This is a genomic window from Streptomyces sp. NPDC004111 (assembly GCF_042874215.1).
Classification (GTDB): domain Bacteria; phylum Actinomycetota; class Actinomycetes; order Streptomycetales; family Streptomycetaceae; genus Streptomyces.
Genome location: NZ_JBIAMU010000034.1, coordinates 34675 through 60308 on the forward strand (window position 1 = coordinate 34675; position 25634 = coordinate 60308).

Sequence of the window (25634 nt, forward strand, 5' to 3'; positions counted from 1 at the left end):
GCGAGCCGTCCGCCGTACGGGGAGCCGTGCCGTGGGAGGAGCCGGCAAACGACGCAGGAGCGTTTCGCACTGCCGCACGGCGGCCCAAGCGGCATGGTGGTGGTACGGGAGGGGCGTCAGGTTCGGCAACCGCACGTGAGGACACGACAGTGAAACTCAAGGACGAACTCCCGGTGGACCACCGACTGGCCAAGGTCTACCGGTCCGGCGCCGCCCTGTGCGGGCTGATCCTGCTGGCCTTCGGCTGCCTCGGCTTCGCGAACCAGCTCGCCTTCTTCGACACCAACGGCGAGAGCGTGGCGGGCATGTCCACCAACGGCCTGCTCAGCCTGATCTCGGTGCTCGTCGGACTCCTGCTGGTGGGCGCGGCCATCGTCGGAGGCAACTTCGCCTCCAACGTGAACATGACCATCGGGGTGCTCTTCCTGCTCTCCGGCTTCGTGCACCTGTTCATCCTCGACAAGCCCGCGAACTTCCTGGACTTCCGGATGTCCAACGTCGTCTTCAGCTTCCTGATGGGGCTGCTGATCATGACCTTCGGGATGTACGGAAGGGTCAGCGGCGGACTGCCCCACGACAACCCGTACTGGCGCAGCCGCCACTCCCAGGAGGCCGCGGCCGAGGACGTGCGCCGCCGGGCCCGCGTCGCTGCCGCCGGCCGCACCCAGGCCCTCACCTCGAAGGTCATGCCGACGACCGGCCACGGCGGACTGCCGCCGGCCGGCGGTCAACCGCACTGAGCGGGTCCACCCGTCCGGGGGAACTCTGCCCCGGCGGCGCACTGTGGTGCGTCCGCCGGGGCAGTCGGGCGTGAAGGTGCCACGTGAGCCGACAGCCGGTCGGCCGACAGACCGACGAGCCGAGCCGAGTGGAGTTCCCCGATGAAGTCAGTCCGTACGACCGCCCGCACCGCAGTCCGCACCGCGGTCGCCCTCGCCGCCGCGGCGGCCTGCGTGCTCACCGCGACCGGCGCGGCGGCCCCCGGACCTCCCGCCGGAGCTGCGCCGTCGGCCACGGAGCCCGCGTCGGTCGGCACCCTCGACGTGCCGCGCTACCTCGGCCCGTGGTTCCAGTTCGCCGCCGTTCCGCGCGAGTTCGAGGCCAAGTGCGCGAAGAACGTGCACGGGGAGTACGGGCTCACACCGTCCGGTTCGCTCAGCGTGCGCAACGGCTGCACCACCTGGCAGGGCGTCGAGAGCTCCATCGAGGGCGAGGCCAAACCGCTCGACGCCACCGGTTCCCGGCTGAACGTGTCCTTCGTCGCCGTCGACGGAAGCTACCGGCACGGCGAGAACGCCAACTACATCGTCGTCGGCATCGCCCGCGACTACCGGTGGGCGGTGGTGACCGACAGCGCACGCCGGTCCGGCTTCGTCCTCTCCCGCACCCCCGGTCTCACCGAGGGGCGGCAGCACGCGGCACGGCAGGCCGTCCGCGCGGCGGGGCTTGACCCGTGCACGTTCCTGACGACCCGGCAGGACGGCGGCTCCCGCACGGCCGAGCCCTTCTGCTGACGCGCCCCGGCCCCGCAGGTCTCACCCGGGATCTCACAGGCTCGCGCGGGCGAGGAAGGCGTCCCGGGCGGGGCAGTTGGTCCGGGCGGGGTAGAGGGCGTGGAGCGGTGCGTGGACCGGGGGTTCGAGGGCCACGATGCGCGCCCTGCCGCCTGCGGCGGGGCCCGGCGGGGCGGTCACGAAGGCGATCCTGTCGGTGCCGATGACCGCGGTGACCGGGGGTGTGCCCTGGCGGTCGGTGCGCTCGACGCGGGGTTCGAACCCGGCGCGGCGACAGTGCTCGACGAGCAGATCGGTGTAGCCGGAGCTGCCGGGCGTTCCCCACACCATGAAGGGCTCGTCGGCCAGCTCGGCGAGGGCCACACAGGAGCGGGCGGCGAGGGGGTGGTCGGCGGCGACGGCGATGTGCAGGCGTTGCTCGCCGAGGTCGGCGCGGGTCAGCCCGTGGGCCGGTGCGGTGCCCCGGCACAGCCCGATGTCGAGGTCACCGGCCAGGAGTGCCGCGGTGAGTTCGGCGGGATAGCGCTGATGGACCTCGGGGACGAAGCGGGGAGGTGTGTCGGCCACCGGGGCGAGCAGCACGACGATCTCCTCGCCCGTGATGGCGGGCGTGTAGCCGATGCGCAGCGTCTCGGGGTCGCCCCGGCCGATCCGCCGGGCCCGCCGCAGTGCGGAACGTGCCATGCCGCTCAGTACCCGGGCGTCCTCGACCAGCGCCTGGCCGGCCGGCAGCACGGTGACGCCGGTGCTGCCGCGTTCCAGCAGCGGCACGCCGACCTCCCGTTCGAGCACCCTGACGGAGGCGGACAGGGCCTGCTGGGACAGGTGCAGCCGGGCGGCGGCGCGGGTGAGGCTGCCCTCCTCCGCGATGGCGACCAGGTGTTCGAGCTTGTTCAGATCGGGGTTCAAGACAACGCCCCTCGGTGCGGCGGTGGTGGTGACGGACGAGGACGGGGTCCGGCGGCCCACATGGTACGTACGGGTGGCCCTGCTGCCCGCGTACGGCACAGCAGGTCCCCTGCCCGGTACGCGGGCGCGCGGCTGTCCCGCGGGTGTGCGGCACCCGCGGGACAGGGGAGTGGCCGCCGGGGTCAGCGCGTGGTGTAGCCGCCGTTGGGGAACATCGTCTGACCGGTGAACCACCAGCCCTCGGTGGCGAGGAACGTGATGATCGGCACGATGTCCTCGACCTGGGTGAGCTGATTGCCCATCGCCTGCGACTTGTGGAACTCCACCCTCTCCGGGGTCTCCTGCGGGTAGAAGAACGGCGTGTCCATCGGGCCGGGAGCCACCGTGTTCACCGAGATGCGGCGGTCGGCGAACTCCTTGGCCGCGGCCCGGGTGAAGTGCTCCAGCGGTGCCTTGCCGCCGGCGTAGGTCGCGTAGCCGTCGGTGAAGGCGGCCAGCAGCGACGTACCCAGGCTGATGATCTTCCCGTGGTCGTTCAGCCGCCGTCCGGCCTCCTGGATGAAGAAGTACGCCGCCTTGGCGTTGACGCCGAACATCCGGTCGTACTCTTCCTCGGTGGTCTCCAGGATCGGCTTGCGCAGCACCATTCCGGTGGTGTTCACCGCGATGTCCGCACCGCCGTAGGTGTCCACCGCGGTGTCGAAGAGCCGCCGTACGTCCGCGACCCTGGTCAGGTCGCCCTGGACCGCGACGGCCTGGCCACCGGCCTCCTGGATCGCCTTGACCGTCTGCTCGGCGTCGCTCTCGGAGGTGTGGTGGTGCACGACCACCTTCGCTCCGGACCCGGCGAACGTCCGGCTGATCAGCCCGCCGAGGTTCTTCGCGCCGCCGCCGATGACCGCGACCTTGCCGGCCAGAGTGTTGTCGGGCATGTTCCGCACTTCCTCACGTCATTGCTGGGGATCCGCTTGATCGTGTTGCACGGCCGACACTAGGTGGACAATCCGGTCACCGGGTAACAAAAGTTTCGGGTCGCCCCACAAATGCCGCCGATACCCGCAGGTGACAGCCCTGCAGCGGTCGGCCGCACGCTCAGGCGCGGTACCCGTCGTACAACCCGCGCAGCCGCGCGGTGCGGACGGCGGGCAGCCCGGCCAGGGTGTCCACGAAGGCGCGGCGGTGGGGCGTCAGCGGGTACCAGGGGTACGGCGGCAAGGGGTAGTCGTCGCGCAGCACGCCGTGCGGAAGCACCCCGGTCGCGGGCATCGGAGAGGTCTCGCCCGGTCCGGCGAGATACGCCCAGACCCCGCTGTCCAGCGGCACCACGGCCGCGTCGTCGCCGGGCGGGCGCCAGGGCGCGCCCGTGACGGGGTGGCGGGGGACGAGGAGCACGTCGGGACGGGGGCGGGGCGCGGGAATCCCCGGTCCGGCCAGTTCCACGGTACGGGCATCGGGACCGGCCGGCAGAAACCGGGCGACGGCGGGCCCGAGCAGTGCGGTGACGGGGCCGGCGGGGAGGGCCGCCGGGCGGCCCCCGGTGGCCACCACCAGATGGGCCGGCGCGACCCCGGCCGCCGCCTCCCAGCGGCGGCTCCACCGTCCGTCGGGTTCGACGGGCGGGAGGCGGTGCCCGGCGAGCCGCAGGTCGTCCCAGCCGGGAGGCGGCCCGGCGGGCAGCCCCGAGGGGCGCCGTACGACCGCGTCGGGCTCCAGCCACACCGCCTGCCACAGCCCGCAGTCGTCCATCCGGGTCGCCACGGCCCGCCCGCATCCCTCGCACGCCAGGTTGGGCCCGGCCCGGCCGTCCACACCCCGGCAGTAGCCCTCGCACTTCTCCGGAACCAGGGTCAGGGAACGGGAGTCACTGGGGGCGATGACGACCTTGTTCCGCGCGCCGAACGACACGGAGTACACCGGCGCGAACACGCCCTGCGCGGCAGCCGCTTCCTCGCCGACCTCCTCCCACAACCGCCACGGCGGCCCGGTGGGCAGGGGCTCGACGGCGTACGTGGCGGGCGCCATCAGCGGCGGATGCAGTTCCTCCCAGCCCCCCCCGTGACGGGTTGCTTTTGAGCACCGACGAATACATGGCCCCACGAGCACCCACCGGTGAAGGATGTGCCGGAAGGGACGGCGTGCGGCGCGGGGGGCCGCACGCCTGTCCCCGTCAGCCATGGGGGGTGTGCGACTCCAGAAGGCTGATCCCCAGCGACGTGGCCACGTGCAGTACGGCTTTGCCGTCCCGGGTGGTGGTGATGAGCCGGGCGTTGCGCAGCACCTTCGCGTGGTAGCTCGCCGCTGCCGCCGACACGTTCAGCCGGCGGGCCAGCTCCAGCGTGCTGCAACCGCCGACCGTCGCCTCCAGGGTCTCCGCCCTCGTACGTCCCAACAGGTCGCCCAGCGAACCGTCCCCGCTCCCGCCCGTCCCCCACAGCGCCCCCGCACCGCCCGCGGCGGGCACGGCCAGCACCGGCGTCCGGTCCGGCTCCAAGGGCGCCACCAGCAGTTCCACCTGGGTCGAGGAGAACATCGTGGGCGTGATCACCAGGCCCCGCCCGTTCAGATGGACGTCCGCGTTCCGGGGGTGCCGCATCTCCAGCACGGGCGGTCGCCAGACCAGGTCCGGCCCGGGGAGCGAGGCGAGCAACTGCTCCACCCCGCCTTCGCTGAGCGTGCGCGCGTACGCGGACCGGACCGCCGCCAGATGCGAGCGGACGCGCTGCCAGTAGGGCGAGACCGCGACCTCGTGACAGTCCCGGAGCGCCGAGGACAGGTCCCGCAGGACCTCACGGTCGCCGTCCGCCAGCAGCCGCGCCCACGGAAGGTGCTGCCGGTCGAACCTGATGTTCTCCAGCTCGGCGCGCAGCAGGGTGCGGGGCGCGGCCCGCAGGGTCTCCACCGACTCCTCGATGGAAGCGGAGTCCCCGGCGAGACTCACCAGATCGACGGCGGGCCCGTGCGCGGGCATCAGCGCGGCCAGCGGCCCGACCCGGTCGGCCAGCCGGTTGCCCACCGACGCGCGCCACAGGCTGAACACACGCCGGGAGTCCCGGTCCTTGAGGAGTTTGAGGCTGTCGAGGGTCTCCGCCGCCACGCCGATCGTCGGTCCCAGACGGGTCCGTGCGAAGTCCTCGGCCGTGAAGTGAATCCGTTTCACTGAGCGTTCCGTTCCGCTTGTGCCTGGCTCACAGCCTCGCAGCAGTCGCGGGAGCGCACAACGGCCGTTCAGGACACATGAGTTGCCCCCGCACCGCACCGATGGGGCAGCCCCCGCCGCCGGATCAGCCCAGGCCGCGCTTCTCGCGTTCGGCCTCGGTCAGCTGCTCCATGAGCTCCTCCGGGGCCACCGCGCTCCCGATCTCCTCCAGGCCGTCGAAGTCCGGGGTGCTCAGCGGCAGCCCGAGCCCGGCGAGCTCGGCGGCCAGCTGAGCGAACGCGACGCGTTCGTCGGGCTCGTCCTGGTAACCGGCCCGCTCGGCCGCCGCGCCCTCGGTCAGAGTGCGGCCGGACAGCCCCCAGAAGGAGAACTCGGTGTCCAGCTCGACCAGGGGCCAGGCCCCGTCCGCCGGATCGTCGGGGTGCAGCCAGTAGCCGAGCCACCCCTTCCCGCCCTTCGCCACCAGCTTGACGTACCTGGCCATCTCCGCGACTCCCGCGTTGACGGCCTGCATCTCCGGATCCGCGAGCTCCTGCTCGCTCAAGTAGCTCGTGTCGAGGAACGGGTGGAGCTCTCCCGCCTCGAAGAATTCGAGGTCCAGGAGGTGGGCGAAGTCGGTGCGCCCCTCCCACTGCGCCACCAGCAGCACACGCAGGTCGTCGGGCAGGGGACGGCCGTCCAGCCGCTCACGGGAGAACTCCGCGAGCCGTTCGTCGTACATGTGCCCTCTCCAGAGGTCGAAGCGATGTTCTCGCGTCAACGTAACAGCGGGGTCCGACAGGCGACCGGGCCGCACGACGCCTGGTGTTCACCCTCTGTACGCCGGGCCCCTCAAGACTGCACCCTGCGTGTGCCGAGCGCCGCTCGGACGTGGTTCTGGTGAGATGTGTGGAGGTCGTACGTGGTGAGGCGTCGTGAACTGCTCGGGCTGCTGGGAGCAACCGTGGGCGCGGGGGTGGTCGGTACGGGAACGGCCGAGGCCCGCCCCGCCGGTGCGGAACTCCCCGGAGCGGACCGCCGCGGCCCGCACACCCGGCTGAAGGTCCTCCAGTTCAACATCTGGCTCGGCGGCAGCCGTGTGCAGAACGGCCGCGCCGGCATCGCCGACACCGTCGCCGCCGTCCGCCCCGACATCGTGATGCTCAGCGAGTCTAACCCGGAGCGGGTCGCCGCCCTGCTGTCCGACCTCGCGGCCCGCGGCCTGACCTACTACGACAACGCCAACCCCACCGACCCCGGGGTGATATCCCGGTACCCGATCATCGAGCACCAGTCCTTCCCGTCCTGGTCGAAGGCGGTCGTCTCGGTGGGCGGCACCGAGGTGGCCGCGTACTCCGGGCACCTGGAGTACCGCTACTACGTGAACTACCTCCCGCGCGGCTACGGCGGCGGAACGCCCGCGCCCCTGGAGACCTCCGAGTACGGCTGGGGCGAGATCCCCACCGGCCCGATCACCGACACCGGCCTGATCATGCGGCTCAACGAGGCTTCCGGCCGCACCGCCGTCACCAGGACCGTGCTGGCCGACGCCGCCAAGGAGCGCCGCAAGGGCCGACTGACCCTGCTCGCCGGGGACTTCAACGAGCCCTCGCACCTCGACTGGACCCGCAGGACGCGCCACCTCTTCGACCACCGCGGCACCGTGATCCCGTGGTCCACGACGAAGTCCATCGAGGCCGCCGGATTCCGGGACAGCTACCGCGAGATCCACCCCGACCCGGTCCGCACCCCCGGCTTCACCTGGCCCAGCGACAACCCGGGCGCCAAGGTGGAGGAACTCACCTGGGCACCCAAGGCCGACGAGCGCGACCGCATCGACTTCGTCTTCTACCACCCGGACAGGCGCCTGCGGCTGCTGGACAGCACCATCGTCGGCCCCGCCGCCTCCATCGTGCGCAACACCCGGACCAGGGAGACCGGCAGGGACAGGTTCTGGGAACCCGACTGGACCTGGCCGACCGACCACAAGGCCGTACTGAGCACGTTCCGGGTCACCACCCGCCACCGCTGACCCACCCTCCCCGGGCGCCGCGCGGCGAGCACGCGGGGAACACGCGGAGAAGGGGGACCGGTCAGCTGGACCGGTCCCCCTCACCGCGCCGCCCCGCGGGCGGAGTGCGGCCCTACGCCCGGCCCTCGCACAGCGCCGTGTCCATCAGCGCGCTCAGCTTGTCGGCGGACGGGTTCGAGGCCAGGTACGCGTTGGTCATCACCGAGGCGTGCCGCCCGTCCTCGGTGACCAGGGTGTACGTGAAGTAGCCGGGAACCGCCCCGTTGTGCCCCCAGGCGGCGCCGCCGCACGAGAGGTTCACCTTCAGGATCCCCAGCCCGTACCCGGCGCCTCCGAGGTCCCGCACCTTCTCCATCTCCGCCAGCGCCGCCGGGGAGACGACCTTGCCCGCGGTCAGGGCCCCGTAGAAGGTGCTGAGGTCCGTCAGCGTCGACACCATCGCCCCGGCGGCGGCGAAGACGGACGGGTCGTAGGAGATGACCCCGCTCCAGAAGTAGAACGACCCGACCCGGACGCCGTGGTAACCGGGCACGGCCGGAGTGGGCAGGGCCCTGTTGCCGGGGGCGGGGAACACGGTGCGGGTCAGCCCGAGGGGTTCGACGATCCGCCGTGTGACGGCCTCGTGGACCGGCAGGCCCGTCACCTTCTCGATGAGCATGCCGAGAACGAGGTAGTTCGTGTTCGAGTACGTGAAGCCGGCGCCCGGCGCGGAGACCGGTGCCCGCTTCAGCCCCTCCCGCACCAGCTTGGCCGTCTGGAAGGTGCCGTCCGGCTCGGCCAGGGCGAGCGAGTTGAGGGGCTCGTACGTGGCGATGCCACTGGTGTGCTGGAGCAGGTGCCGCACGGTGATGCGGGTGCCGTCGTACCCGTTGCCGTTGACCGTGCCCGGCAGATAGGCGTCGATGTCCTTGTCGAGGGAGACCTTCCCCTCGTCGACGAGCTGCAGGACGGTCGCCGCGGTGAACGTCTTGGTCTGGCTGCCGACGCGGAACGCCTCGTCGGCCTGGATCGGCTTGGTGGTGTTGATCGTTCCGGTACCTGCGGAGAGCGTCCAGGAACCGGCGGCGTCGCCCGCGTGGACCGCCGCGCCGGGGCCCGCGGCGGACTGGAACGTGCGGAGTGCCGCGAGCGTGGCGGCGTGGGGGTCGGCCGGGGCTGCGTGGGCCGTGGCCGTCGCCAGTACGACGACCGCCGCGGCGGCGCCGACGACGGCCGTGAACCGGGCTCTGAGCTTCTTCATCGTGTTCTCCTCGGTCAGGGGGTGAAGGGCGGCGGGGCGGACTGCCGGGCCGCGCGGCGGAACCTCAGGGGTTGATCCCGTCGAACTGCAGGACCCGGTAGGGCGGTTGGTGCTCGACCCCCGGCCACTGGGAGACGATGAGGGTCAGCGAGGTCGCGCTCGCGCTGCCCGGATGGATGTAGCCGCCGTACAGGGTGGGCACCTGCGGCTTGCCCCAGTGACTGGCCGGCCAGCGGTTGTCGCCGACGATCTGCGGCTTGGGCGCGGTCCACACCGCGTCCGGCCGCGGCGCGGTCCGGGTGCAGACCGAGTAGTCCGTGACGTCGAAGTAGCTCATGCAGTACCGGTCGCCGATCCGCTTGACCGAGAACTCCCCGATGTTGTTGCCGGTCAGGATGGGCGTCGGCGCGGCGGCGGTGGTCCACTGCCACCGCCCGTCCAGGTGCGCCCAGTTCTCCTGCGCCCCGAAGTCGCCTGCCCGGAACCGGTCCGGCCGGATCCGGAAGAGCTGGATCGCGCCACCGTCGGCGGTGTTGCGGTGGGTGCCGTTCCACCGCTTGGAGAAGATGTACAGCCAGCCGTCGGGGTCGATGCCCGCGAAGGACCACATCCCGTACATCGACTGGTTCACGCCCTGGATGTCGCCGGGCCAGTGGTACGGGTAGTCGCGCCAGGTGACGCCGTGGTCGTCGGAGTAGGCGACACCGGACATCAGCGAGCCGTCGTAGCCCGCGGGCGGGGTCCAGGTCCCGACCGAGGTGTACTGGAGGTAGGTACGGCCGCCGAACTCGATGCAGTCGTTGGGGATGCGGCTCACCTCGAACCCGAACCCGTTGTCCGCGCGGGTGCGGTAGTCGAACAGCTGGCGGGCCCCGCCGCCGGTGGGCATCGCCCAGGTGAAGGAGATGGGGGCCGCGCCCGAGGCGTCGAAGCCCGACTGGCAGAGCATGACCGGGGAACCCAGGTAGTCCCCGTACTGCTGCATCCCGGTCCAGGTGTCGCCGAAGACGTAGCCGTACGTGCCGTCGTGCTCGCGGTAGTACGGAATGCCCAGGTCGCTGGAGCCCACTCCTTGGGCGGCGGCCGAGTCTCCTGGCTCGTCGCAGAGCGGGGTGCCGTTCTGGCGGGCCGCGGCGGGGGTCGCCGGGGCGATGGCGGCCAGACCGACTCCGAGGGCGACGCCGCCGCCGGCCCGGAGGGCGGCACGGCGGGAGACGCGGGGGCGGGGAGTGCCGGGGGACGGTTCGGGCATGGTGGTCGCTCCTGGGGGAGAGGCGGTGGGGTGGAGGTGCTGCGGGGAGTGCGGCCACGGGCGGCGGCTGCCGTACGTGACCGTGTCGTACGGTCAGCCGGCCGCGGCGAAGGCGGCTTCGAGGCGCGGCACGTAGTCGGCGAAGGCCGGGGCCCAGCAGCCGTAGTTGTGGCCGCCGTTGCACGTGGGGGACAGCGAGGCGCCGTTGCCGTAGTCGACGAGGCGGCTGGGGATCTTCAGCTGGTCCAGGCGGGTCTTGACGTTCTTGGAGGCCACCGCGGTGCGGGCGTCGAACAGGTCGTTGTTGCCGGTGTAGATGGTGACGCCGGTGTTGGCCAGCTTGGCGAGGTTCGCCGGTGCGGCCGGGTCGACGGCCTTCCAGATGCGGTCGGCGTCGAACACCGGGTAGGGGGAGCCGAAGATCGCGTCGCTGTCCACGGCGGGCCCGTGGTCGGGGCAGCCGAGCGAACTGCTGGAGCCGCAGATGGCGTTCGCCAGGCTGAGTTCGGTGGCCAGGACGACCCCGCGCATCTCCGCCAGCCCGAAGTCGATGGCCCCCGACAGCGTGGCCATGTGCCCGAACAGGTCGGGGCGGGCCTGGGCGTAGTGCAGGGAGCCGAAGCCGCCCATGGACAGCCCGACGACGGCACGGTGGGCCCGGTCGGTGCGGGTGCGCAGGTTGGCGTCGATGAACGGGACGACCTGGGAGAGGTGGAAGGTCTCCCATTTCGCGGCCCCCACGGCGGTGTTCTGCATGAGCCAGTCGGCGTACCAGCCCTTCAGGCCGCCGTCCGGGACCACGGTGATCATCGAGTTCGAGCGCAGGGCGGGTGCGGCGACGACGTCGTTCACGTTGCCGGCGGCGCCGTGCAGGAAGTAGGTGACCGGCCAGCGCCGGTCGGGGGCGGCGGCGTAATCGGCGGGCAGCAGGATGCGGATCTTGTGCTGCCCGGCCAACTGCTTGGTGGTGACGGTCAGGGTGAAGTCGGTGGGGCTGTGCACCTCGGTGGCGCCGGGGACCACGGTCAGGCCCTGGCCGTCCTCGAAGTCGGGGATGTCGGCGGCGGACGTGGCGGAGGTGGCGGAGGCCGTGGACACGGTCGCCGGTGGTGCGGCGGCCGTCGTACCGGCGTGAGCCGCGCCGGTGCTGGTCAGGGCGGCGAGCGCGAGGGCCGCGCCCAACACGGAGAGGCGTTGGGGAGTCATCGGGAACCCTTCGGTCGATGAGGCGCGCGGCGGGAGCCGCCGCGAGCCGGACACGCCGAATGCTGCCGTCCGGTATCGCTCGGCCGACAGGCCATGCCACCGGCCATCGGTGACCGGCCGCCCCGGCGGACCTGGGCCCCGGCCGCTTCGGGCGAGGACGGCCGGGCGCCGCCCCGTGCGGTCACCGGGGATCCGTCCGCAGGGGGCGGTTGCCGCCCTACAGAGGCGGGGCGGCCGATGCCGGTGGGCGGGGCCGGTCGTCAGCCGGTGCCCGTCGTCGGGTGAAGGTCGTCAGTCGGTGCCTGTCGACGGCGGCGGGAAGGTGGCCGGTTGGAAGTCCGGGTGGTGGTGGCGGAACGCGGTTCCCAGGTGGTGCTGCAACCGGACGTGGCGGAACTGGTAGACCGCGCCGGTCCGGCGCAGCACCCCGCGCCGGTAGGCGTCGTCCAGGAACGCGGCCGGGTTCCGGGGGAGCCGCCCGGTCAGGGGCAGGCAACAGCGGGCGAACAGGAGCCACCGGCCCCACGCGGTGAAGGCGAGCAGATAGGCCGCCGCACCGCCGAGACCGCCGACCCCGCCGATGAACAGGCCATCCTCCAGACCCCAGTTGAGGGGCCCCAGCGCGTCCTGGAGCAGCAGGACCACCAGCCGCCCGCCGAAGGCGATGGCCAGCGCGAACGTGGGGGCCAGGATCAGGAACTGCCGTACCACCGTGGCGCGGTTGGCGAGCAGCAGCCCGACCGGGGTGGCCGCCGCGCTGACGTCCACGGGTGCTTCGAGCATGGCGACCAGGCCGAAGACGAGACCGGCGGCCGAGCCGAAGACCAGCGCGAAGACCACCATGTTGATCAGGGTGCCCTCGACGACACGCGGGTCGAGGAACGAGGCACCCGCCGCCAGCGACCGCCCGGCGGTGAGCGCGCACGCACAGCCGACGCCCATGACGGCCCCGCCGAGCAGCCCGTGCCCGAACCGGACGGCGAAGGTGCGCAGCGGGCTGCGGCCGAGGGCGTCGTGCGCGGCGCGCAGGGTCAGCCGGACACGGGCGGGCTCGGAGCCCGCGCCCCGGGAGGACCGGTCGGTCAGCGCGTAGACGGAACCGAAGGCGAGTCCGGCGGCGGGCCCCGTCAGGCAGCCCTGCAGCAGCAGTTCGACCGGATCGAGCGGCATGAGCACCAGGCCGACCAGCCAGTTCGCCAGGGTGACGCTGACGGCGGTGGCCAGTACGACGGCCAGGGTGCGCCGCGAGCGGGACAGCGCGTCGCCGAGCTGCCACCACGCGAGGTCCTGCCGCTCACGGTCGAAGCGGACCAGGTGGTGGGCGAGGTGCCCCAGCCAGCGCTCGGCCCGTACGGGGTCGGTGTACGGCACCGCGCCCCGCGGCCGGGCGGTGTCCCGCTCCGGGGCGTGGCGCCGGTAGACGGCGGGCACGAAACCGGCCAGCAGGTGTTCCTCCAGGCTTTTCGCGCACGGGAACCGGGTGGAGTCGAGAAGCTCGGCGGGGTGCCGGCCGGGCGTCTCGCTGTACAGGGTGCGCGCGAGGATGACCATGAGCGGGGTGGTCAGCACGTCGGCGAGGCCGTTCCCCGCCGCGGTGTTCGGCGCACGCAGTTCCTCGACGACCTCGTCCCACCCGGTCCCGGGGGCGTCGGCGCCGTCCCCGCCCGCCCCGGAGGTGATGGTGCGGGTGGTGCGGGGCAGGTAGTCGGCGAGGTCGTTGAGGGTGAGGTCGGTCAGCTCGACGCCCCCGGCCCAGACGAGCGGCGCGTGCGCCGCCCTGACCGCTTCGGCGTACTCGTCGCGCCGACTGGTCAGGACGAGCGGTGCGGACGTGGCGTTGAGGGCGTCCAGGGCGTCGCGGCGCAGACCCTCGGCGATCTCGTCGAACCCGTCCAGGACGGGGAGGATCAGGTCCGCGTCGACCAGTGCGGCGGCCAGGGACTCCCCACGGGTGCCGCGCCGGGCCAGATGCGGGTGGTCGCGCAGCAGCAGCCCGATGAGCCAGTCCCGCAGCGCCGTGGCCGACGGGTCCCAGGAGCCGACGCTGAAGACGACCGGTACGCGGCCGTCGGCGGCCGGGGACTCCAGCAGGTCCAGGGTGAGCCTGATGGTGAGGATGGACTTCCCCGACCCCGCCCTGCCCAGTACCACCAGACGGCCGGACGGGATACGGCGGTAGACCTCGGCCACCCCGCGCAGATCGCCGCCGAGGTCCACCGCGGCGGGCGCTTCACCCGGTCCGAGCCGCTGGATGTTCTCCGCCCGGTCGGTCAGCCCGGCGGGCGCGGGCCGCCACCGGACCGGCAGCGGAAAAGGGTCGTGTACGCGCCGCTGCGCCTCCTCCCGCCGCCAGCGCCGCCGCACCTCCGTCGCCAACTCCCGCACGGCATCGACAAGCCCCGCGGGAACGGACACCGACCCGGCTCCGGAAACCGGCCCCGGCGCGGGCGCGGCGGCTCTCCGTACGACGGGGAGGGGGTACTGGGCGTCGGAGGCCGGGGTGAGAGGGGTGACCTGGGCGGTCGGAGCGGCTGGAGTGGCCGACAAAGCCGGAGTGGCCGGAGTGGCCGAGAAGGACGGAGTGCCCGGGACGGCCCGGACGGTGGACGCGGTCGGGGTGGCCGGAGCACCTGGAACGACCGGAGTGGCGGAGCCGGGGCCGGGATCAGGACCGGGCGCCGGCCCGGGGCCGGGAACTGGCCCGGGACCGGGAACTGGCTCGGGCCCGCCCTCCTGCCAGGTCTCCGACGTCGGCTCGCTCCCGTGCTCGGCTCCGGAAACCAGCTCGGGCTCGGGGCCGGAGTCCGGCTGGGGGCCGGGTCCGGGTCCGGGTCCGGGGCCAGGCTCGGGTTCGGGCCGTGATGCTGGTCTGGCTGCGGCTGCGGCTGCGGCTGCGGGGCCCGGTCCGGGTTCCGCTCCGTGTTCCGGTTCGGGGCCCCGCTCCCGCTCCGGACCCAGTCCCGGCCCTCGCCCCCGTCCCGCTCCGGCGAGCGTCGCGGCCAGGCGGCGGCGGTCGTCATCGCCGAGGGCGAGCGCGTCGGCGAGGAGGTTCACCGTTCCCATCCGGTGGTTGGTGGACCGGCCGCTCTCCAGCCGGCGGATGGTGCGCACGCTGACCCCGGACCGTTCGGCCACCTGCTCCTGCGTGAGGGCCGCGCTGTCGCGCAACTCCCGTAACAACGTGCCGAGATCGTCTGCCACCGAACGTCTCCCCTACTCGCCAGTACGGACCGCGGTGAGCCTACCCGCGGCCACCGGCCACGTATGGCCGGTTCCCTGGCCTGGGCAGCGGACATGACCAAGGTCACCGTCGGGGTCGGTGTCCCGCCCGCACCGACGCACAGCGAGGAGTCGACGTGGTCAACCGCTACTGGTGCGGCGAATGCACCTTCAAGACCCCCTGGCTCACCGAGCCCGAGGCGGTGCGCCGGCAGATCGAGCACTACGCCGGCAAGCACCCGGGGACGCCGCCGGGGGGTCAGGTCGAAACCCGCCGCAGGGACCCGGGCCGCCTGCGTGGACGCGTTCTGCTCGCGGTCGTCGTACTCGTCCTGCTGGCCGCCGTCGTCACGGCCGTCGTCCTCGCCTCGTCGCGGAGGGCCCTGTGACCGCCCGCCCGAATCGGTGCCGGACCCGTCGGCCGCCCCATGTGGTGATCCAACACCCATTCCCCGAACGGTAGTTGCGCGATAGATTCACCACACCTTCACCACGCGCCACCACTTTCGGGAGGACACCCATGAGGAACGTCATCGCCGCCACCGCTCTCGCCGCCGTCGCGGCCGCCGCGTTCGCCTTCGCCGCCGCCCCTTCCGGCAACGGTGCCCCGACGGCGAGCGACCGGGAGACGGGCACGGTGAAGTGGGTGGTCCAGGCGACCGCCGGTGACAAGAAGGTCGAGGTCATCAAGTAGCGATACCGGGCAGCCGGCGATACCGGGCAGCGTCCGGCGCCGGACAAGGCGCCGGCGCCGCCCGCTCCCGGGCGGCGCCTCCGTACCTGACGCCCTCGTCCCCCCTCTCGGCAAGGATTCGGTATTCAAACGGCCGCAACGGGAACAGCCGCCCCCGCTGTCGCGGTTGGATCTGCCGGGGGACCGGCGCCACTCGGGTGGGGGAGTACCGCGACGCGAGGACCGTCCGACCGGACGGGGCCGGGGCGCCCCCGGGCGCGCGGCACACCCGCCGCGCACCCGGACGACGACGTACGGCTCCAGAAGGACTGAATTGATGGCTGACCGGCCCTTGACGCTCATGGCAGTACACGCTCACCCCGACGACGAGGCCACCGGAACCGGAGGGGTCCTCGCGCAGTACGCGGCGGAAGGCATCCGTACGGTTCTCGTGACCTGTACCGACGGCGGTTGCGGTGACGGACCGGGTGGTGCCAAACCGGGTGAACCCGGGCACGATCCGGCGGCCGTCGCCGCGATGCGCCGCAGCGAACTTGAGGAGAGCTGCGCCGTCCTGAAGGTCAGCGACCTGGAAATGCTGGACTACGCGGACTCCGGAATGATGGGCTGGCCGAGCAACGACGCCCCCGGGTCCTTCTGGCGGACCCCCGTCGAGGAGGGCGCCGCCCGTCTCGCGGAACTCATGCGGCACTACCGGCCCGACGTCGTCGTCACCTACGACGAGAACGGCTTCTACGGCCACCCCGACCACATCCAGGCCAACCGCATCACCATGGCGGCGCTGGAACTGACCGGGCTGACGCCGAAGGTGTACTGGACGACGATGCCCCGCTCGTCGATGCAGCGGTTCGGCGAGACCATGCGCGAGCTGGACCCGGACATGCCGGAGCCGGACCCCGCCGAGGCCGCCGCGATGGCCGAGATCGGCCTCCCGGACGACGAGATCACCACGTGGGTGGACACCACCGCCTTCAGCGGCCAGAAGTTCGACTCGTTGGCCGCGCACGCCAGCCAGGGCGAGAACATCTTCTTCCTCAAGATGGGCAAGGAGCGGTTCGGCGAGTGGATGGGCATGGAGACCTTCGTACGGGTCAGGGACACCACCGGCGCGCCGGTGCCGGAGAACGACCTCTTCGCCGGACTGCGCTGAACCACGCGTCCGAACGGGGGGTCCGGCCGTACCCGGTCGCGCGTCTCGAAGTGCAGGGCGGCGGGAGCTGATGCAGAGTCGGGGCGAGCCCCACTTGCCCCACGAAGGAGAAGAAGCATGCTTCGGCGCATCTCTATCGCTCTGGCCGGTCTCATGGCTGTCGGCTTCATCGCCGCTTCCCCGGCCGCGGCCCACACCAGCGACATCCACGGCTGCTGGGTGAACAAGACGCACGCCCAGGCCGGAAGCGTCGTGGTGGACGACTTCGACGCCGGCTGCTGGCACGTGGGCTGACCCACCGCCTTCGGTCGGACAACTGGGTGGGGCACTCCCGTAAAGGGGTGCCCCACCCACTTGCGTGGCCAGGCCTCCACACCAGCCGCACCGTACGTCCGGAGCGGAAATTCCGGTGACGCCGCCCGCCGTGGAACTAGATGGTCTATGCCACGGAATTTAAGGGCTAAAGTTGTCGCCGCGCCGTGAATTCACCGGCGCTTTTCGCTTGAGTGACGGTTCGGGTTTTTCGATCATGCAAAGTACGGTTGACGGTTTCAGCTATGGGTGGGTCACGTTGGTGGCCGGCTTCGTGATGGCGTGTCTGGGCGCGGCCCTCGGACTCCGCTGCACGGTCAGGTCCCTGCGCCACGGTTCACGGAAGGCCGGCTGGCTGGCCCTGGGGGCGGTGACCATCGGATGCGGCATCTGGTCGATGCACTTCATCGCGATGCTGGGCTTCAAGGTGCACGGGGCGTCCATCAGCTACGACGTACCGCTCACCTTCCTCAGCCTGGCCGTGGCCGTCCTCGTCGTCGGAGCGGGCGTCTTCACGGTCGGCTACCGCGGCACCGCACCGCGCGTCCTGCTGACCTCCGGCGTCCTCACCGGGCTGGGTATCGGGGCGATGCACTACCTGGGCATGGCGGCCATGCGGATGGACGGCCGCCTGCTGTACGACCCCCTGGTCGTGACCCTGTCCCTGCTCATCGCGGTGGTCGCGGCGACCGCCGCACTGTGGGCGGCGGTCTCCATCCGCGGTTTCCTGCCCACCCTGGGCGCCAGTGTGGTCATGGGCATCGCTGTCACCGGCATGCACTACACGGGCATGGCGGCCGTCAGCGCCGAGGTGAGCGGCAGCCACTCCGCGCACTCCACCGGGGGCACGTCGGCCCTGGAGGTGGTGCCCATGCTGCTGGTGGGGCCGCTGGCCTTCCTCCTGCTCGCGGCGGTGGTCGTCATGTTCGACCCCATGCTGATACTCGGCGACGACGAACCCCGGCGCCCCGAACACGGCCGCCCGCGCGCCCAGCACCGTGCGGCGCTTCCGTACGGTGCCGAGTACCCCCGTACCGCACCGGTCCAGGCGCAGCAGCCGGTCCCCGCCGACTTCAGCGGCAGCCCGGCCGACCCCAGGTAGCCGAGCACCTCTGCGAGCGGGCCAATTCTCGGTTGCCCCGGCCTCAAATTCCTTGCCGATGAAATATGGTGACGCCCCATTAGGTGAATGGTGCGACTCGGGAAGTCGGAAATTCCCGAGGAGTCGGTGGCCCGTAGCCCGTCACGGCTCGTCCGGTTCCGGTGTGAAATCCGGAGGGTGATGCTGACGCGGCAGGCGCACACGGGGCTTTGGTGGTTTGGGCTTGCAACTGTGTGCGGTGGTGGCCGCGCCGCTCCCGCCCACCACCAGAATCGCCCCGACGCGCCGCAGGAAGACGCGCCGCGTTTCTTCTGCCGGCATTTGACTGCCCCCGTAGCTCTTCTCTCCAGCTCCGCTGAGGACAGTTTCCGTACTACTGCTCCCGCCGAGATCGAGTCAAGAGCTCCCGGTGCGCGACGGCCTCCGGCAACCACGGCCCCGGGACGCGGGAGGGGCACGGGTCTAGAGCCCCAGGTCGCGGCCGACGATCTCCTTCATGATTTCGGTGGTGCCGCCGTAGATGGTGGTGATCCTTGAGTCGAGGTAGTCGTGGGCGATGCGGTACTCCAGCATGTAGCCGTAGGCGCCGTGCAGCTGGAGGCAGCGGCCGACGATGTCGACGTAGTGCTCGGTCGCCCAGAACTTCGCGGACGCCGCGTCCACCGCGGTGAGCTCGCCGCGCGAGTGCCGGGCGAGCAGGTCGTCCAGGTACGCGCGGCCCACCCGGGCCGTGGTGACCATCTCGGCCAGCTGGAAACGGGTGTTCTGGAAGGTGCCGATCGGGCGGCCGAACGCCTTGCGCTCCCGTACGTAGTCCAGGGTCCGCTCCAGTACGCCCTCGATCGAGGCCACGGCGTTGGCGGCGATCGAGATGCGCTCCTGCGGAAGGTTGCGCATCAGCGCGTCGAAACCGGCGCCCTCGGCGCCCAGCCGGTTGGCGACGGGCACCCGCATGTCATGGAAGTACAGCTCGCTGGTGTCCTGCGCGTGAAGCCCGATCTTCTCCAGGTTGCGGCCGCGGGAGAACCCGGGCCCGTCGGCCTCGATCACCAGCAGACTGATGCCGCCGTGGCGGTCCGGGCCGGTCCTGACCGCCGTGACGACGAGGTCGGCGTTCTGGCCGTTGGAGATGAAGACCTTGCTGCCGTTGACCACGTAGTCGTCGCCGTCACGGACGGCTGTGGTGGCGATCCCGGCCAGGTCGCTGCCGGTCCCAGGCTCGGTCATCGCCACCGCGACGACGAGTTCCCCGGCGGCGATGCCCGGAAGCCAGCGGGCCTTCTGCGCTTCGTCGGTCAGGTCGGTGAAGTAGGGGACGACGATGTCGTTGGACAGCGTCACCGCCATGAGGGCGTCCGTCGCGCGATGCCGGGAGAACTCCTCGCCGATCACCGCGTTGAAGCGGTAGTCGGTGACGCCCGCGCCGCCGTACTCCTCGGGGATGTTGAAACCGAGGATTCCGGCCCTGGCGGCCTCCTCGAAGAGTTCGCGGTCGACCTTGCCCTCGGCCCGCCAGCGTTCGGCGTGCGGGGCCGCGTGCTTGTCGGCGAAGGAACGGGCCGTCTCCCGGAGCATCTCGTGCTCGTCCTCGTACAGCGACCGCCGGGCGGAGATCACATCGGTCATCACAACTCCTGGTTCACAGTGCGGGCAGGGAAGAGCTACGGGTGGTGGCGGGGGAGGACTACGTGGGCCGGCCGTCCGGGAGCAGTACGGGCTTGGTCGTCAGTCCGGCCCGGTGGTCGGCGACGGCGCGGTCGAGTTCGGCCAGCGGGTAGGTGGTCACCAGACGGTCGAGGGGCAGTGAGCCGTCCCGGTAGCGCCGGATCAGCTCGGGGACGAGTACCGGAGGATCGGCGTCTCCCTCGACGCAGCCGTGGATCCGCAGGCCGCGCAGCATCAGGGACCGGGCGTCGAGAGTGACCTCGGCGGGACCGAGGCCGACCAGGGCCAGCGCACCGCACGGCTGGAGCAGGCCGAGCGCGCGGACGATCGCCTCGGGCCGGCCCGTGGTGTCGAGCACGTGGGTCACCGGCGGCATGGGCTCGTCCAGCGAGGCGAAGACCGTGGCACCGCACTGTTCCGGCAGCGTGCGCCGGGCCGCCACCGGCTCCGCCACCAGGACCTCGACGCCCTCGGACAGCGCGGTGAGCGCCGCCGCCGACCCCACGCCCCCGGCGCCGACCACCAGGAGACGGTCTCCGGGGCGGGGCCGCAGCACATTGAGCACCGCGCCCGCCCCGGTCAGGAACCCGCACCCCAGCGGCGCGACCACCGCCGGAGGTACGTCACCGACCCGGACGCAGGAACGGGCGTCGGCCAACGCGGCGGTGGCGAACGAGGACTGGCCGAAGAAGGCGCCGAAGACCGGCTCGCCCTTCACACGTACGGTCGGCGACCCGTCGAGACGCCGCCCCGCACCGTTGAGTGCGGTGGCCCACGCGCAGTAACCCGGCAGTCCGGCACGGCACTTGGCGCATCCGCCGCACGAGGCGAAGGAGATGACGACCCGGTCCCCGACCGCGAGCCCCTCGACCGCCGAGCCCAGGTGCGCGACGGTGCCGCACCCCTCGTGACCGAGGACGGCCGGGCGCTCGCCGAGCCGCTGCCGGGTGACCAGGTCCGTGTGGCACACGCCGACCGCCTCGATCCGGACGATCACCTCGTCGGACCTCGGTTCGTCCAGCTCCGCGTCGACGAGTTCGCTGGGGGCGGTGCCGCGCGAGAGGACCGCGGAGACCTTCATACGGGCTCCGCGCCGGGCTCGTGCGCCGCTCCGGCCGCGCGTTCCGCGTCCGGTCCGCACACCGCGTCCGGTTCGCGTTCCAGGGCGAAGTAGAAGAGGTGCCCGCCGGCGGACACCGCGGCTGCCTTGCCGTTCATCACGCCCAGGAGCGTCGCCTCGTCCACCCGCTTGAAGTGGTCGAACACCGCCATGCCGTCGTACACCATGGTGGCGGTCACCTCGCCACGGAACTCGATGTTCCAGAGGCTCGCCCCGCCCCGGCCCGACGTCGTGTCCGCGTACAGGCCGCCGTCCTCCGCGCGGCAGATCAGCGGCCTGGCGTCGTCCAGCGCGAGGAATTGCTTGCCGTGCCACCGGCTGCGGGCGAGCACCCGCTCCACCGGGTGGCCGGTCGGGAAGGCGAATCCCCGCCAGGAGCCCAGGACCGAGGCGGCGTCGACGGTGTCCAGGTCGGCCCACAGGGCGTCGAGCGCGGCCGGATCGACCGGGCCCACCGCGTTGCGCAGCACGTCCCACCGCTCGCGCAGCCCCCGCACCTCGGGCCCTCCCGCCACGTCGCGCCGCTCCCCTTCGGGAGACGTGGAGCCGCTCATCGCACACGCAGCCGGCGCAGCAGGGCCAGCTGGCCGTTGGTCCGCTGTACGAAGGTGCGCGCCGACTGCCCCGGCGGCGGCCCGAGCGGCAACAGACGCTGTACGGCGACCGTCTGCGCCTCGGTGTACTTGCGGATGCCCTCCGCACCGTGCCTGCGGCCGAGCCCGCTGTCGCCCATGCCGCCCATCTCGGCCTCGATGCTTCCCGCCGCGGCTGCCGCACCGTCGTTGATGTTGACCGATCCGGCGCGCAGCAGACCGGCCAGCCGGGCCGCCTCGCGGGTGTCCCTGGACCAGATCGACGCGGACAGGCCGTACGCCCCCCGGTTGGCCAGGTCCAGTGCCTCGTCGTCCGTGGCGTACCGGTACAGCGAGACGACCGGGCCGAAGGTCTCCCGGGCACAGACGTCCATCTCCGGGGTGACGCCCTCAAGGACCGTGGGCGCGTAGAACAGCGGCCCCGCTCCGGGCCGCGCCTCGCCGCCCACGAGCACTTCGGCCCCCTTGGCCACGGCGTCGCCGACCTGGGCCTCGACCGCCGCGAGCCGTGCCGCCGAGACCAGCGAGCCGACGTCGCAGCCGTAGTCGTACGAACTTCCCAGCCGCAGCGAGCCGGTCACCCGGACCAGTTCGTCGCGGAAGGCGTCGTACACCTTCTCGTGCACGTAGACGCGTTCGACGTGGATGCACATCTGGCCGGTGTTCGTGAACGCGGCCACGGCGGTGCCGGCCGCGGCGGCGGCGACGTCCGCGTCCGCGCGCACGATCAGCGGGTTCTTGCCGCCGAGTTCGAGGGAGGCGCCGATCAGCCGTCGGGCGGCGCGCTCGGCGACGGTACGGCCGGTGGCGGTCGAGCCGGTGAAGCTGACGAAGTCGACGGCGTCGACGAGGGCGTTGCCCACCAGGGCTCCGTCACCGGCGACGATCCGCCACAGGTCGGCCGGCAGACCTGCCTCGTGCAGCAGAGCCCTCGTCCAGAGCAGGGTCAGGGGGGTCTGGGGGTCGGCCTTGGAGACCACGCCGTTCCCGGCGAGCAGTGCGGGCAGGACGTCGCCCGCCCCGAGGTAGAGGGGGTAGTTCCACGGGGAGACGACCCCGACCACGCCCCTGGGGACCCGCAGCTGCCTGACCCCGGTCAGCCCGGGGACCATCCCGCGCACCCGCCGGGCGGCCAGGTACCGGCCGGCGCGCCGGGCGTAGTGCCGGGCGATGGCCGCCACCTGCGCCACCTCCTGCCAGGCGTGGTACCTGGCCTTGCCGGTCTCCCACTGGATCAGGTCGAGCACCTGGTCCTGCCGTTCGAGGAGCAGGTCGTGGAAGGCGAGCACGGTCCCGGCGCGGCGGGCGAGCGGCGTGCGCGCCCACCGGCGCTGGGCACCGGCCGCGGCGGTGGCCGCGGCCATGACGTCCCGGGGCTCGCAGGAGGGAACGGGCGCGACCGGCGACAGGTCGAAGGGCGCCGACGCGGTCAGGGGTTCCGCCGTGCTCGGCTCCGTACGGGTCTCGTCCCGGTGCACCCACGCACACCACTGCTCGATCAGCTCGTCGGTCACCCAGCGGGGGCGTACATCGGTCACCACCCCGGGCGAAGGCGGGTCCATCGGGTCCTGCTGCGTGTGCATGGGGGCTCCTAGGGAGGGGGCCTGGCAGCTGCGTGGAGCGGTCGATCCGGTGCCGTCACGGTGCGCGGCGGCTGTGACGGCGGTGGGGCCTGCGACGCCGGCGAGGCCGGGCGGAGGCAGTGGTTTGGCGCGTGCACAGGTCTTGTCGGCGACCTAACGCGTCGTTATGTTAATCAGAAATCACACCCGAGGACAACCTTGTGACCAGCTCAAGGTTGGTTCCATGTGGACTTCTACGGGGTGCCGTCCAATCATGTGGAAGGTCGGAAAGTAAATGGAAGATCTCACTCGAAGGCGAGCCCTCTCGATCGGTGCGGTACTCGGTATCGCGAGCGTGACGGGCGTTCAGAACGCCTGGTCGTGGTCCTCCGCGGGCTCGCTCGCCGGCACCGACACGGTCACCGACCCGTTCCAGGTCTGGGACCCGGAGGCGGACGACATCGCGGCGCGGCTGCTCGCCGACGGCTCGATCCCCGCGGTCAACAAGGCCTGGAACGCGTGGGTCCGCAACAAGGACGCCCTCCCGGCCGGCATGCCCGGCTACCTCACCGACTACCTGAAGGGGGTCAACCAGCTGCCCTCCTGGGCCGACCCCGAGCTGCTCGCCGCCTCCGAGAAGCTCTACAAGCGCCTGAACAGCTACCTGTTCGTGTCGGAGAGCCTGGGCAGCGGAATCCTCAGCACCGTGATCCCGCGCGAGGCCAGAGCGGTCTACTGGTCGGCCGGCGGCGCCAACATGAAGGAGCGCGCGGCCAAGACCTTCACCTTCGGGTACGACCTGCACAGCCCGACGGCCTGGCAGCCCGCGGGGTACTTCCTGGTGAGCGCCAACAAGACGCGCCTGGTGCACTCGGTGGTGCGCAACCTGCTGGTCACCTCCAAGCGCTTCATGGAGACCGCGGACCAGCCGAAGCCCATCAGCAACGGCGACATCCTGGTCACCTTCCACTCCGTGGCCACCGTCGCGCACAAGAACATGAAGAAGTGGGGCATCAAGCTCTCGGCCAAGGAGGAGGCCGCCGACCTGCACGCCTGGCACGTCGCGCTCCATCTGCTGGGCGTGCAGCGCCAGTTCATCCCCGCCAGCTGGGACGAGGCGTACAAGCAGGCCGACCAGATGCTGTGGCCGGTCGTCGCACCGACGGCCGAGGGCATCAACCTGGCCCGGACCCTGATCGGGTACATCGAGGACGCGACCCTGGGCCTGACCACCGGGTTCGTCAACGAGATGGTCCGCTACCTGATCGGCGACAGGTACGCCGACTGGCTCGGCCTGCCGCGCGACTGGGTCTCGCGGGGCCTGATCAAGGTGGCCTGGCCGGTCTACGTCGCGTTCCGCGAGGGGCTCTCACCCGTCGTCCCGGACGGCCTCTACCTGTTCGACCAGTTCATCCGCGGCGTGGCGATGATGTTCCTGAACAACGGGACCTCGCCGACGCAGACCCCGATCACCCTGCCCGCCGCCAACCGGCCCGGGGCCTGAGCCCGCGACTTCGCTCTCGGCGCCCCGTGGCCGGCCCCGCGCACGGGTGGGGCGCCGCGGCTATCCCACGCCGAGGGCTCCGGTCACCAGCGCGGTGACGGAGTCACGGTTCGCGGGGGTGTCCTGCCAGTGCAGGCTGCGGCCGGCCTCGACCACGACACCGAACCCCGCGTGCACCAGCACCCGCGCCTGGCGCGGATCCAACTCCGTGCGCAGCCCGAGCAGTCGCTGTTCCCATACGGCGATGTGCTCGCGCTGCGCACGGATCAGCGGCTGGCGCAGACCGTCCGGCAGGCCGACGACCTCGGCCTCGGCGACGGCGGTGAGCGCGGTGTGCTCGAAGCTGTAGGCCACGTAGGTGGCGGCCAGGGCGGTCAGGGCGTCGTGCGGGTCGTCGGTGCCCGCGAGGTTCTGGTCGACGGTCCGGGCGAGCAGTTCCGCGGCCTGCAGGCACGCCGCCACCAGGATGTCCGTCTTGGTGGGGTAGTGCCGGTAGATCGCGGACGGGACCAGTCCGACCGCCTCGGCGATCTGCGCGTTGGTGACCTTGGCGAACCCGTCCCTGGCGAACAGCGGGATGGCGGCGGCCAGGATCTCCGCGCGCCGCGTGCCGGGCACCGGGCCGGCGGCCGGCACGACGGGCCGCGGTCCGCCCGCCCCCGAGGCGGGGTCGGTCGCTGCCACGCGCAGTGCGGACGCCAGCAGCGCGTCCTCGGCCCGGCGCTGCGTGATGGAGACGTGGTGCATCGCGACGGACCCGATCACCCCGAGGGCCGACACGGCGCACAGCTCCGCCGCCGGGGTCGCGTGCTCGCGGCGTACCGCCTCCGTCGTCCTGCCCACCACGCGCGCGAACTTCGCCCGCAGGAGCCGACGGTCCGCACGGTCGAGGTAGCGGGCCTCCCACCGGTACAGCCCGCCCGAGGAGCGGTGCGCCACGGCAACGCGGGTGACCGCGCCCAGCACCTCTGCCAGCCCGGCCTCCGGCGGCAGCCCGTCCAGCGCTCCGACCAGCCGGTCCACCAGGGTGTTCGCGCACTCGGCGAACAGCGCGTACTTGTTGGGGAAGTGCCGGTAGAGGGCCGCCGCGCTGATGCCCACCTCGGCGGCGATCTCCTCCATGGACGCCGCGTGGTACCCGCGCTCGCTGAACACGCGGCCGGCCGCCTCGGAGATGAGCTGCCTGCGGTTGCGCGGTCGCGTCGCCGCGAGCGGATCGGCGCTCACCGAGGGGACGAGGTGCAGGGGGACAGGGCCATGCGGCAAGTCAATCACAGGGCGTCCCCGCAGTCCGGGCCACCAAGACGGAGGACCGGCAAGCATGTGATCTCCGATTCACTTCCAAGTGATTTTTGATTAACAAAGAGCTTCTTGAGCGGCCTTCCCGCAGGCATAATGACGCCCAACTCCCCCCCTCTCCCACC

Annotated in this window: 23 protein-coding genes; 9 read left to right on the top strand and 14 right to left on the bottom strand. The window is 72.0% G+C overall.

Features of this window, described 5'->3' with window-relative positions; translation table 11 throughout:
• Nucleotides 1-149 precede the first annotated feature (149 nt).
• Nucleotides 150-740, top strand: coding sequence for a DUF4383 domain-containing protein (locus ACFYVL_RS41805; RefSeq protein WP_389254868.1), 591 nt, complete (start codon nt 150-152; stop codon nt 738-740).
• A gap of 141 nt (nt 741-881) precedes the next feature.
• Entirely contained in the window at nt 882-1514 is a 633-nt protein-coding gene (locus ACFYVL_RS41810) for a lipocalin family protein (RefSeq protein WP_389254870.1), read from the top strand.
• A gap of 33 nt (nt 1515-1547) precedes the next feature.
• Here the strand turns inward: ACFYVL_RS41810 and ACFYVL_RS41815 are convergent, their stop codons facing one another.
• The 5 genes from ACFYVL_RS41815 to ACFYVL_RS41835 form a co-directional block, all read right to left on the bottom strand.
• Entirely contained in the window at nt 1548-2423 is an 876-nt protein-coding gene (locus tag ACFYVL_RS41815; protein ID WP_389254872.1) for a LysR substrate-binding domain-containing protein, read from the bottom strand.
• 182 nt (nt 2424-2605) lie between these two features.
• Nucleotides 2606-3355 (bottom strand): SDR family oxidoreductase, encoded by a 750-nt coding sequence (locus ACFYVL_RS41820; protein WP_389254874.1) that lies wholly within the window; start codon nt 3353-3355, stop codon nt 2606-2608.
• A gap of 160 nt (nt 3356-3515) precedes the next feature.
• Nucleotides 3516-4445 (bottom strand): hypothetical protein, encoded by a 930-nt coding sequence (locus ACFYVL_RS41825; protein WP_389254876.1) that lies wholly within the window; start codon nt 4443-4445, stop codon nt 3516-3518.
• Nucleotides 4446-4590: 145 nt separating this feature from the next.
• Nucleotides 4591-5580, bottom strand: coding sequence for an ArsR/SmtB family transcription factor (locus ACFYVL_RS41830; protein ID WP_389254878.1), 990 nt, complete (start codon nt 5578-5580; stop codon nt 4591-4593).
• A 124-nt stretch (nt 5581-5704) separates the two neighbouring features.
• The gene (locus tag ACFYVL_RS41835; protein WP_389254880.1) at nt 5705-6301 is read right to left on the bottom strand and encodes a hypothetical protein; all 597 of its coding nucleotides are present in this window, start codon (nt 6299-6301) and stop codon (nt 5705-5707) included.
• 180 nt (nt 6302-6481) lie between these two features.
• On the opposite strand from ACFYVL_RS41835, the gene ACFYVL_RS41840 reads away from it, so the two are divergent.
• Nucleotides 6482-7591: an endonuclease/exonuclease/phosphatase family protein gene (locus ACFYVL_RS41840; protein ID WP_389254882.1), complete on the top strand. Its 1110-nt coding sequence runs from the start codon at nt 6482-6484 to the stop codon at nt 7589-7591.
• Nucleotides 7592-7703: 112 nt separating this feature from the next.
• Here the strand turns inward: ACFYVL_RS41840 and ACFYVL_RS41845 are convergent, their stop codons facing one another.
• From ACFYVL_RS41845 to ACFYVL_RS41860, 4 genes are all read right to left on the bottom strand, one after another.
• The gene (locus ACFYVL_RS41845; RefSeq protein WP_389254884.1) at nt 7704-8831 is read right to left on the bottom strand and encodes a serine hydrolase domain-containing protein; all 1128 of its coding nucleotides are present in this window, start codon (nt 8829-8831) and stop codon (nt 7704-7706) included.
• Between the two features lie 64 nt (nt 8832-8895).
• Nucleotides 8896-10083, bottom strand: coding sequence for a DUF4185 domain-containing protein (locus tag ACFYVL_RS41850; protein WP_389254886.1), 1188 nt, complete (start codon nt 10081-10083; stop codon nt 8896-8898).
• 93 nt (nt 10084-10176) lie between these two features.
• A complete protein-coding gene (locus tag ACFYVL_RS41855) occupies nt 10177-11289 on the bottom strand; it encodes an alpha/beta hydrolase (RefSeq protein ID WP_389254888.1) in 1113 nt (370 codons plus the stop codon).
• A 291-nt stretch (nt 11290-11580) separates the two neighbouring features.
• Complete coding sequence (locus ACFYVL_RS41860; RefSeq protein WP_389254890.1) at nt 11581-14490, bottom strand: helix-turn-helix domain-containing protein; 2910 nt, start codon at nt 14488-14490, stop codon at nt 11581-11583.
• A 155-nt stretch (nt 14491-14645) separates the two neighbouring features.
• On the opposite strand from ACFYVL_RS41860, the gene ACFYVL_RS41865 reads away from it, so the two are divergent.
• The 5 genes from ACFYVL_RS41865 to ACFYVL_RS41885 all read left to right on the top strand — a co-directional run bounded on the left by ACFYVL_RS41865 (nt 14646) and on the right by ACFYVL_RS41885 (nt 17766).
• Entirely contained in the window at nt 14646-14897 is a 252-nt protein-coding gene (locus tag ACFYVL_RS41865; RefSeq protein ID WP_389254892.1) for a hypothetical protein, read from the top strand.
• A gap of 131 nt (nt 14898-15028) precedes the next feature.
• On the top strand, nt 15029-15202 hold the full coding sequence (locus ACFYVL_RS41870) for a hypothetical protein (protein ID WP_389254894.1): 174 nt from the start codon (nt 15029-15031) through the stop codon (nt 15200-15202).
• A gap of 316 nt (nt 15203-15518) precedes the next feature.
• Nucleotides 15519-16352 (top strand): PIG-L family deacetylase, encoded by an 834-nt coding sequence (locus tag ACFYVL_RS41875; protein ID WP_389254896.1) that lies wholly within the window; start codon nt 15519-15521, stop codon nt 16350-16352.
• Nucleotides 16353-16469: 117 nt separating this feature from the next.
• Entirely contained in the window at nt 16470-16646 is a 177-nt protein-coding gene (locus ACFYVL_RS41880) for a hypothetical protein (RefSeq protein ID WP_389254898.1), read from the top strand.
• A gap of 235 nt (nt 16647-16881) precedes the next feature.
• Nucleotides 16882-17766: an MHYT domain-containing protein gene (locus ACFYVL_RS41885; RefSeq protein ID WP_389254900.1), complete on the top strand. Its 885-nt coding sequence runs from the start codon at nt 16882-16884 to the stop codon at nt 17764-17766.
• Between the two features lie 462 nt (nt 17767-18228).
• Here the strand turns inward: ACFYVL_RS41885 and ACFYVL_RS41890 are convergent, their stop codons facing one another.
• Genes ACFYVL_RS41890 through ACFYVL_RS41905 form a run of 4 tightly spaced genes read right to left on the bottom strand, consistent with a single transcriptional unit; the run spans nt 18229 to nt 22727 of the window.
• Nucleotides 18229-19392: an acyl-CoA dehydrogenase family protein gene (locus ACFYVL_RS41890; protein WP_389254902.1), complete on the bottom strand. Its 1164-nt coding sequence runs from the start codon at nt 19390-19392 to the stop codon at nt 18229-18231.
• A 58-nt stretch (nt 19393-19450) separates the two neighbouring features.
• Complete coding sequence (locus ACFYVL_RS41895; RefSeq protein ID WP_389254904.1) at nt 19451-20512, bottom strand: alcohol dehydrogenase catalytic domain-containing protein; 1062 nt, start codon at nt 20510-20512, stop codon at nt 19451-19453.
• Entirely contained in the window at nt 20509-21066 is a 558-nt protein-coding gene (locus ACFYVL_RS41900) for a DUF4334 domain-containing protein (protein ID WP_389254906.1), read from the bottom strand. Before ACFYVL_RS41900 ends, ACFYVL_RS41895 begins: the two co-directional genes overlap by 4 nt.
• A gap of 35 nt (nt 21067-21101) precedes the next feature.
• Nucleotides 21102-22727, bottom strand: coding sequence for a succinic semialdehyde dehydrogenase (locus ACFYVL_RS41905; protein WP_389254908.1), 1626 nt, complete (start codon nt 22725-22727; stop codon nt 21102-21104).
• Nucleotides 22728-23001: 274 nt separating this feature from the next.
• Here ACFYVL_RS41905 and ACFYVL_RS41910 point away from each other — a divergent pair, with 274 nt between their 5' ends.
• Nucleotides 23002-24210 (top strand): oxygenase MpaB family protein, encoded by a 1209-nt coding sequence (locus ACFYVL_RS41910; RefSeq protein ID WP_389254910.1) that lies wholly within the window; start codon nt 23002-23004, stop codon nt 24208-24210.
• Nucleotides 24211-24270: 60 nt separating this feature from the next.
• On the opposite strand, the gene ACFYVL_RS41915 is transcribed toward ACFYVL_RS41910, so the two are convergent.
• Nucleotides 24271-25437, bottom strand: coding sequence for a TetR/AcrR family transcriptional regulator (locus ACFYVL_RS41915; protein WP_389254912.1), 1167 nt, complete (start codon nt 25435-25437; stop codon nt 24271-24273).
• Nucleotides 25438-25634: the final 197 nt, after the last annotated feature.

What these genes read in the sequence shown, in the direction of transcription:
- ACFYVL_RS41810 (WP_389254870.1), top strand. Translation starts at nt 882, where the DNA reads ATGAAGTCAGTCCGTACGACCGCCCGCACCGCAGTCCGCACCGCGGTC.
- ACFYVL_RS41820 (WP_389254874.1), bottom strand. Translation starts at nt 3,355, where the DNA reads ATGCCCGACAACACTCTGGCCGGCAAGGTCGCGGTCATCGGCGGCGGC.
- ACFYVL_RS41825 (WP_389254876.1), bottom strand. Translation starts at nt 4,445, where the DNA reads ATGGCGCCCGCCACGTACGCCGTCGAGCCCCTGCCCACCGGGCCGCCG.
- ACFYVL_RS41835 (WP_389254880.1), bottom strand. Translation starts at nt 6,301, where the DNA reads ATGTACGACGAACGGCTCGCGGAGTTCTCCCGTGAGCGGCTGGACGGC.
- ACFYVL_RS41845 (WP_389254884.1), bottom strand. Translation starts at nt 8,831, where the DNA reads ATGAAGAAGCTCAGAGCCCGGTTCACGGCCGTCGTCGGCGCCGCCGCG.
- ACFYVL_RS41850 (WP_389254886.1), bottom strand. Translation starts at nt 10,083, where the DNA reads ATGCCCGAACCGTCCCCCGGCACTCCCCGCCCCCGCGTCTCCCGCCGT.
- ACFYVL_RS41855 (WP_389254888.1), bottom strand. Translation starts at nt 11,289, where the DNA reads ATGACTCCCCAACGCCTCTCCGTGTTGGGCGCGGCCCTCGCGCTCGCC.
- ACFYVL_RS41870 (WP_389254894.1), top strand. Translation starts at nt 15,029, where the DNA reads ATGAGGAACGTCATCGCCGCCACCGCTCTCGCCGCCGTCGCGGCCGCC.
- ACFYVL_RS41875 (WP_389254896.1), top strand. Translation starts at nt 15,519, where the DNA reads ATGGCTGACCGGCCCTTGACGCTCATGGCAGTACACGCTCACCCCGAC.
- ACFYVL_RS41880 (WP_389254898.1), top strand. Translation starts at nt 16,470, where the DNA reads ATGCTTCGGCGCATCTCTATCGCTCTGGCCGGTCTCATGGCTGTCGGC.
- ACFYVL_RS41885 (WP_389254900.1), top strand. Translation starts at nt 16,882, where the DNA reads ATGCAAAGTACGGTTGACGGTTTCAGCTATGGGTGGGTCACGTTGGTG.
- ACFYVL_RS41890 (WP_389254902.1), bottom strand. Translation starts at nt 19,392, where the DNA reads ATGACCGATGTGATCTCCGCCCGGCGGTCGCTGTACGAGGACGAGCAC.
- ACFYVL_RS41895 (WP_389254904.1), bottom strand. Translation starts at nt 20,512, where the DNA reads ATGAAGGTCTCCGCGGTCCTCTCGCGCGGCACCGCCCCCAGCGAACTC.
- ACFYVL_RS41905 (WP_389254908.1), bottom strand. Translation starts at nt 22,727, where the DNA reads ATGCACACGCAGCAGGACCCGATGGACCCGCCTTCGCCCGGGGTGGTG.
- ACFYVL_RS41910 (WP_389254910.1), top strand. Translation starts at nt 23,002, where the DNA reads ATGGAAGATCTCACTCGAAGGCGAGCCCTCTCGATCGGTGCGGTACTC.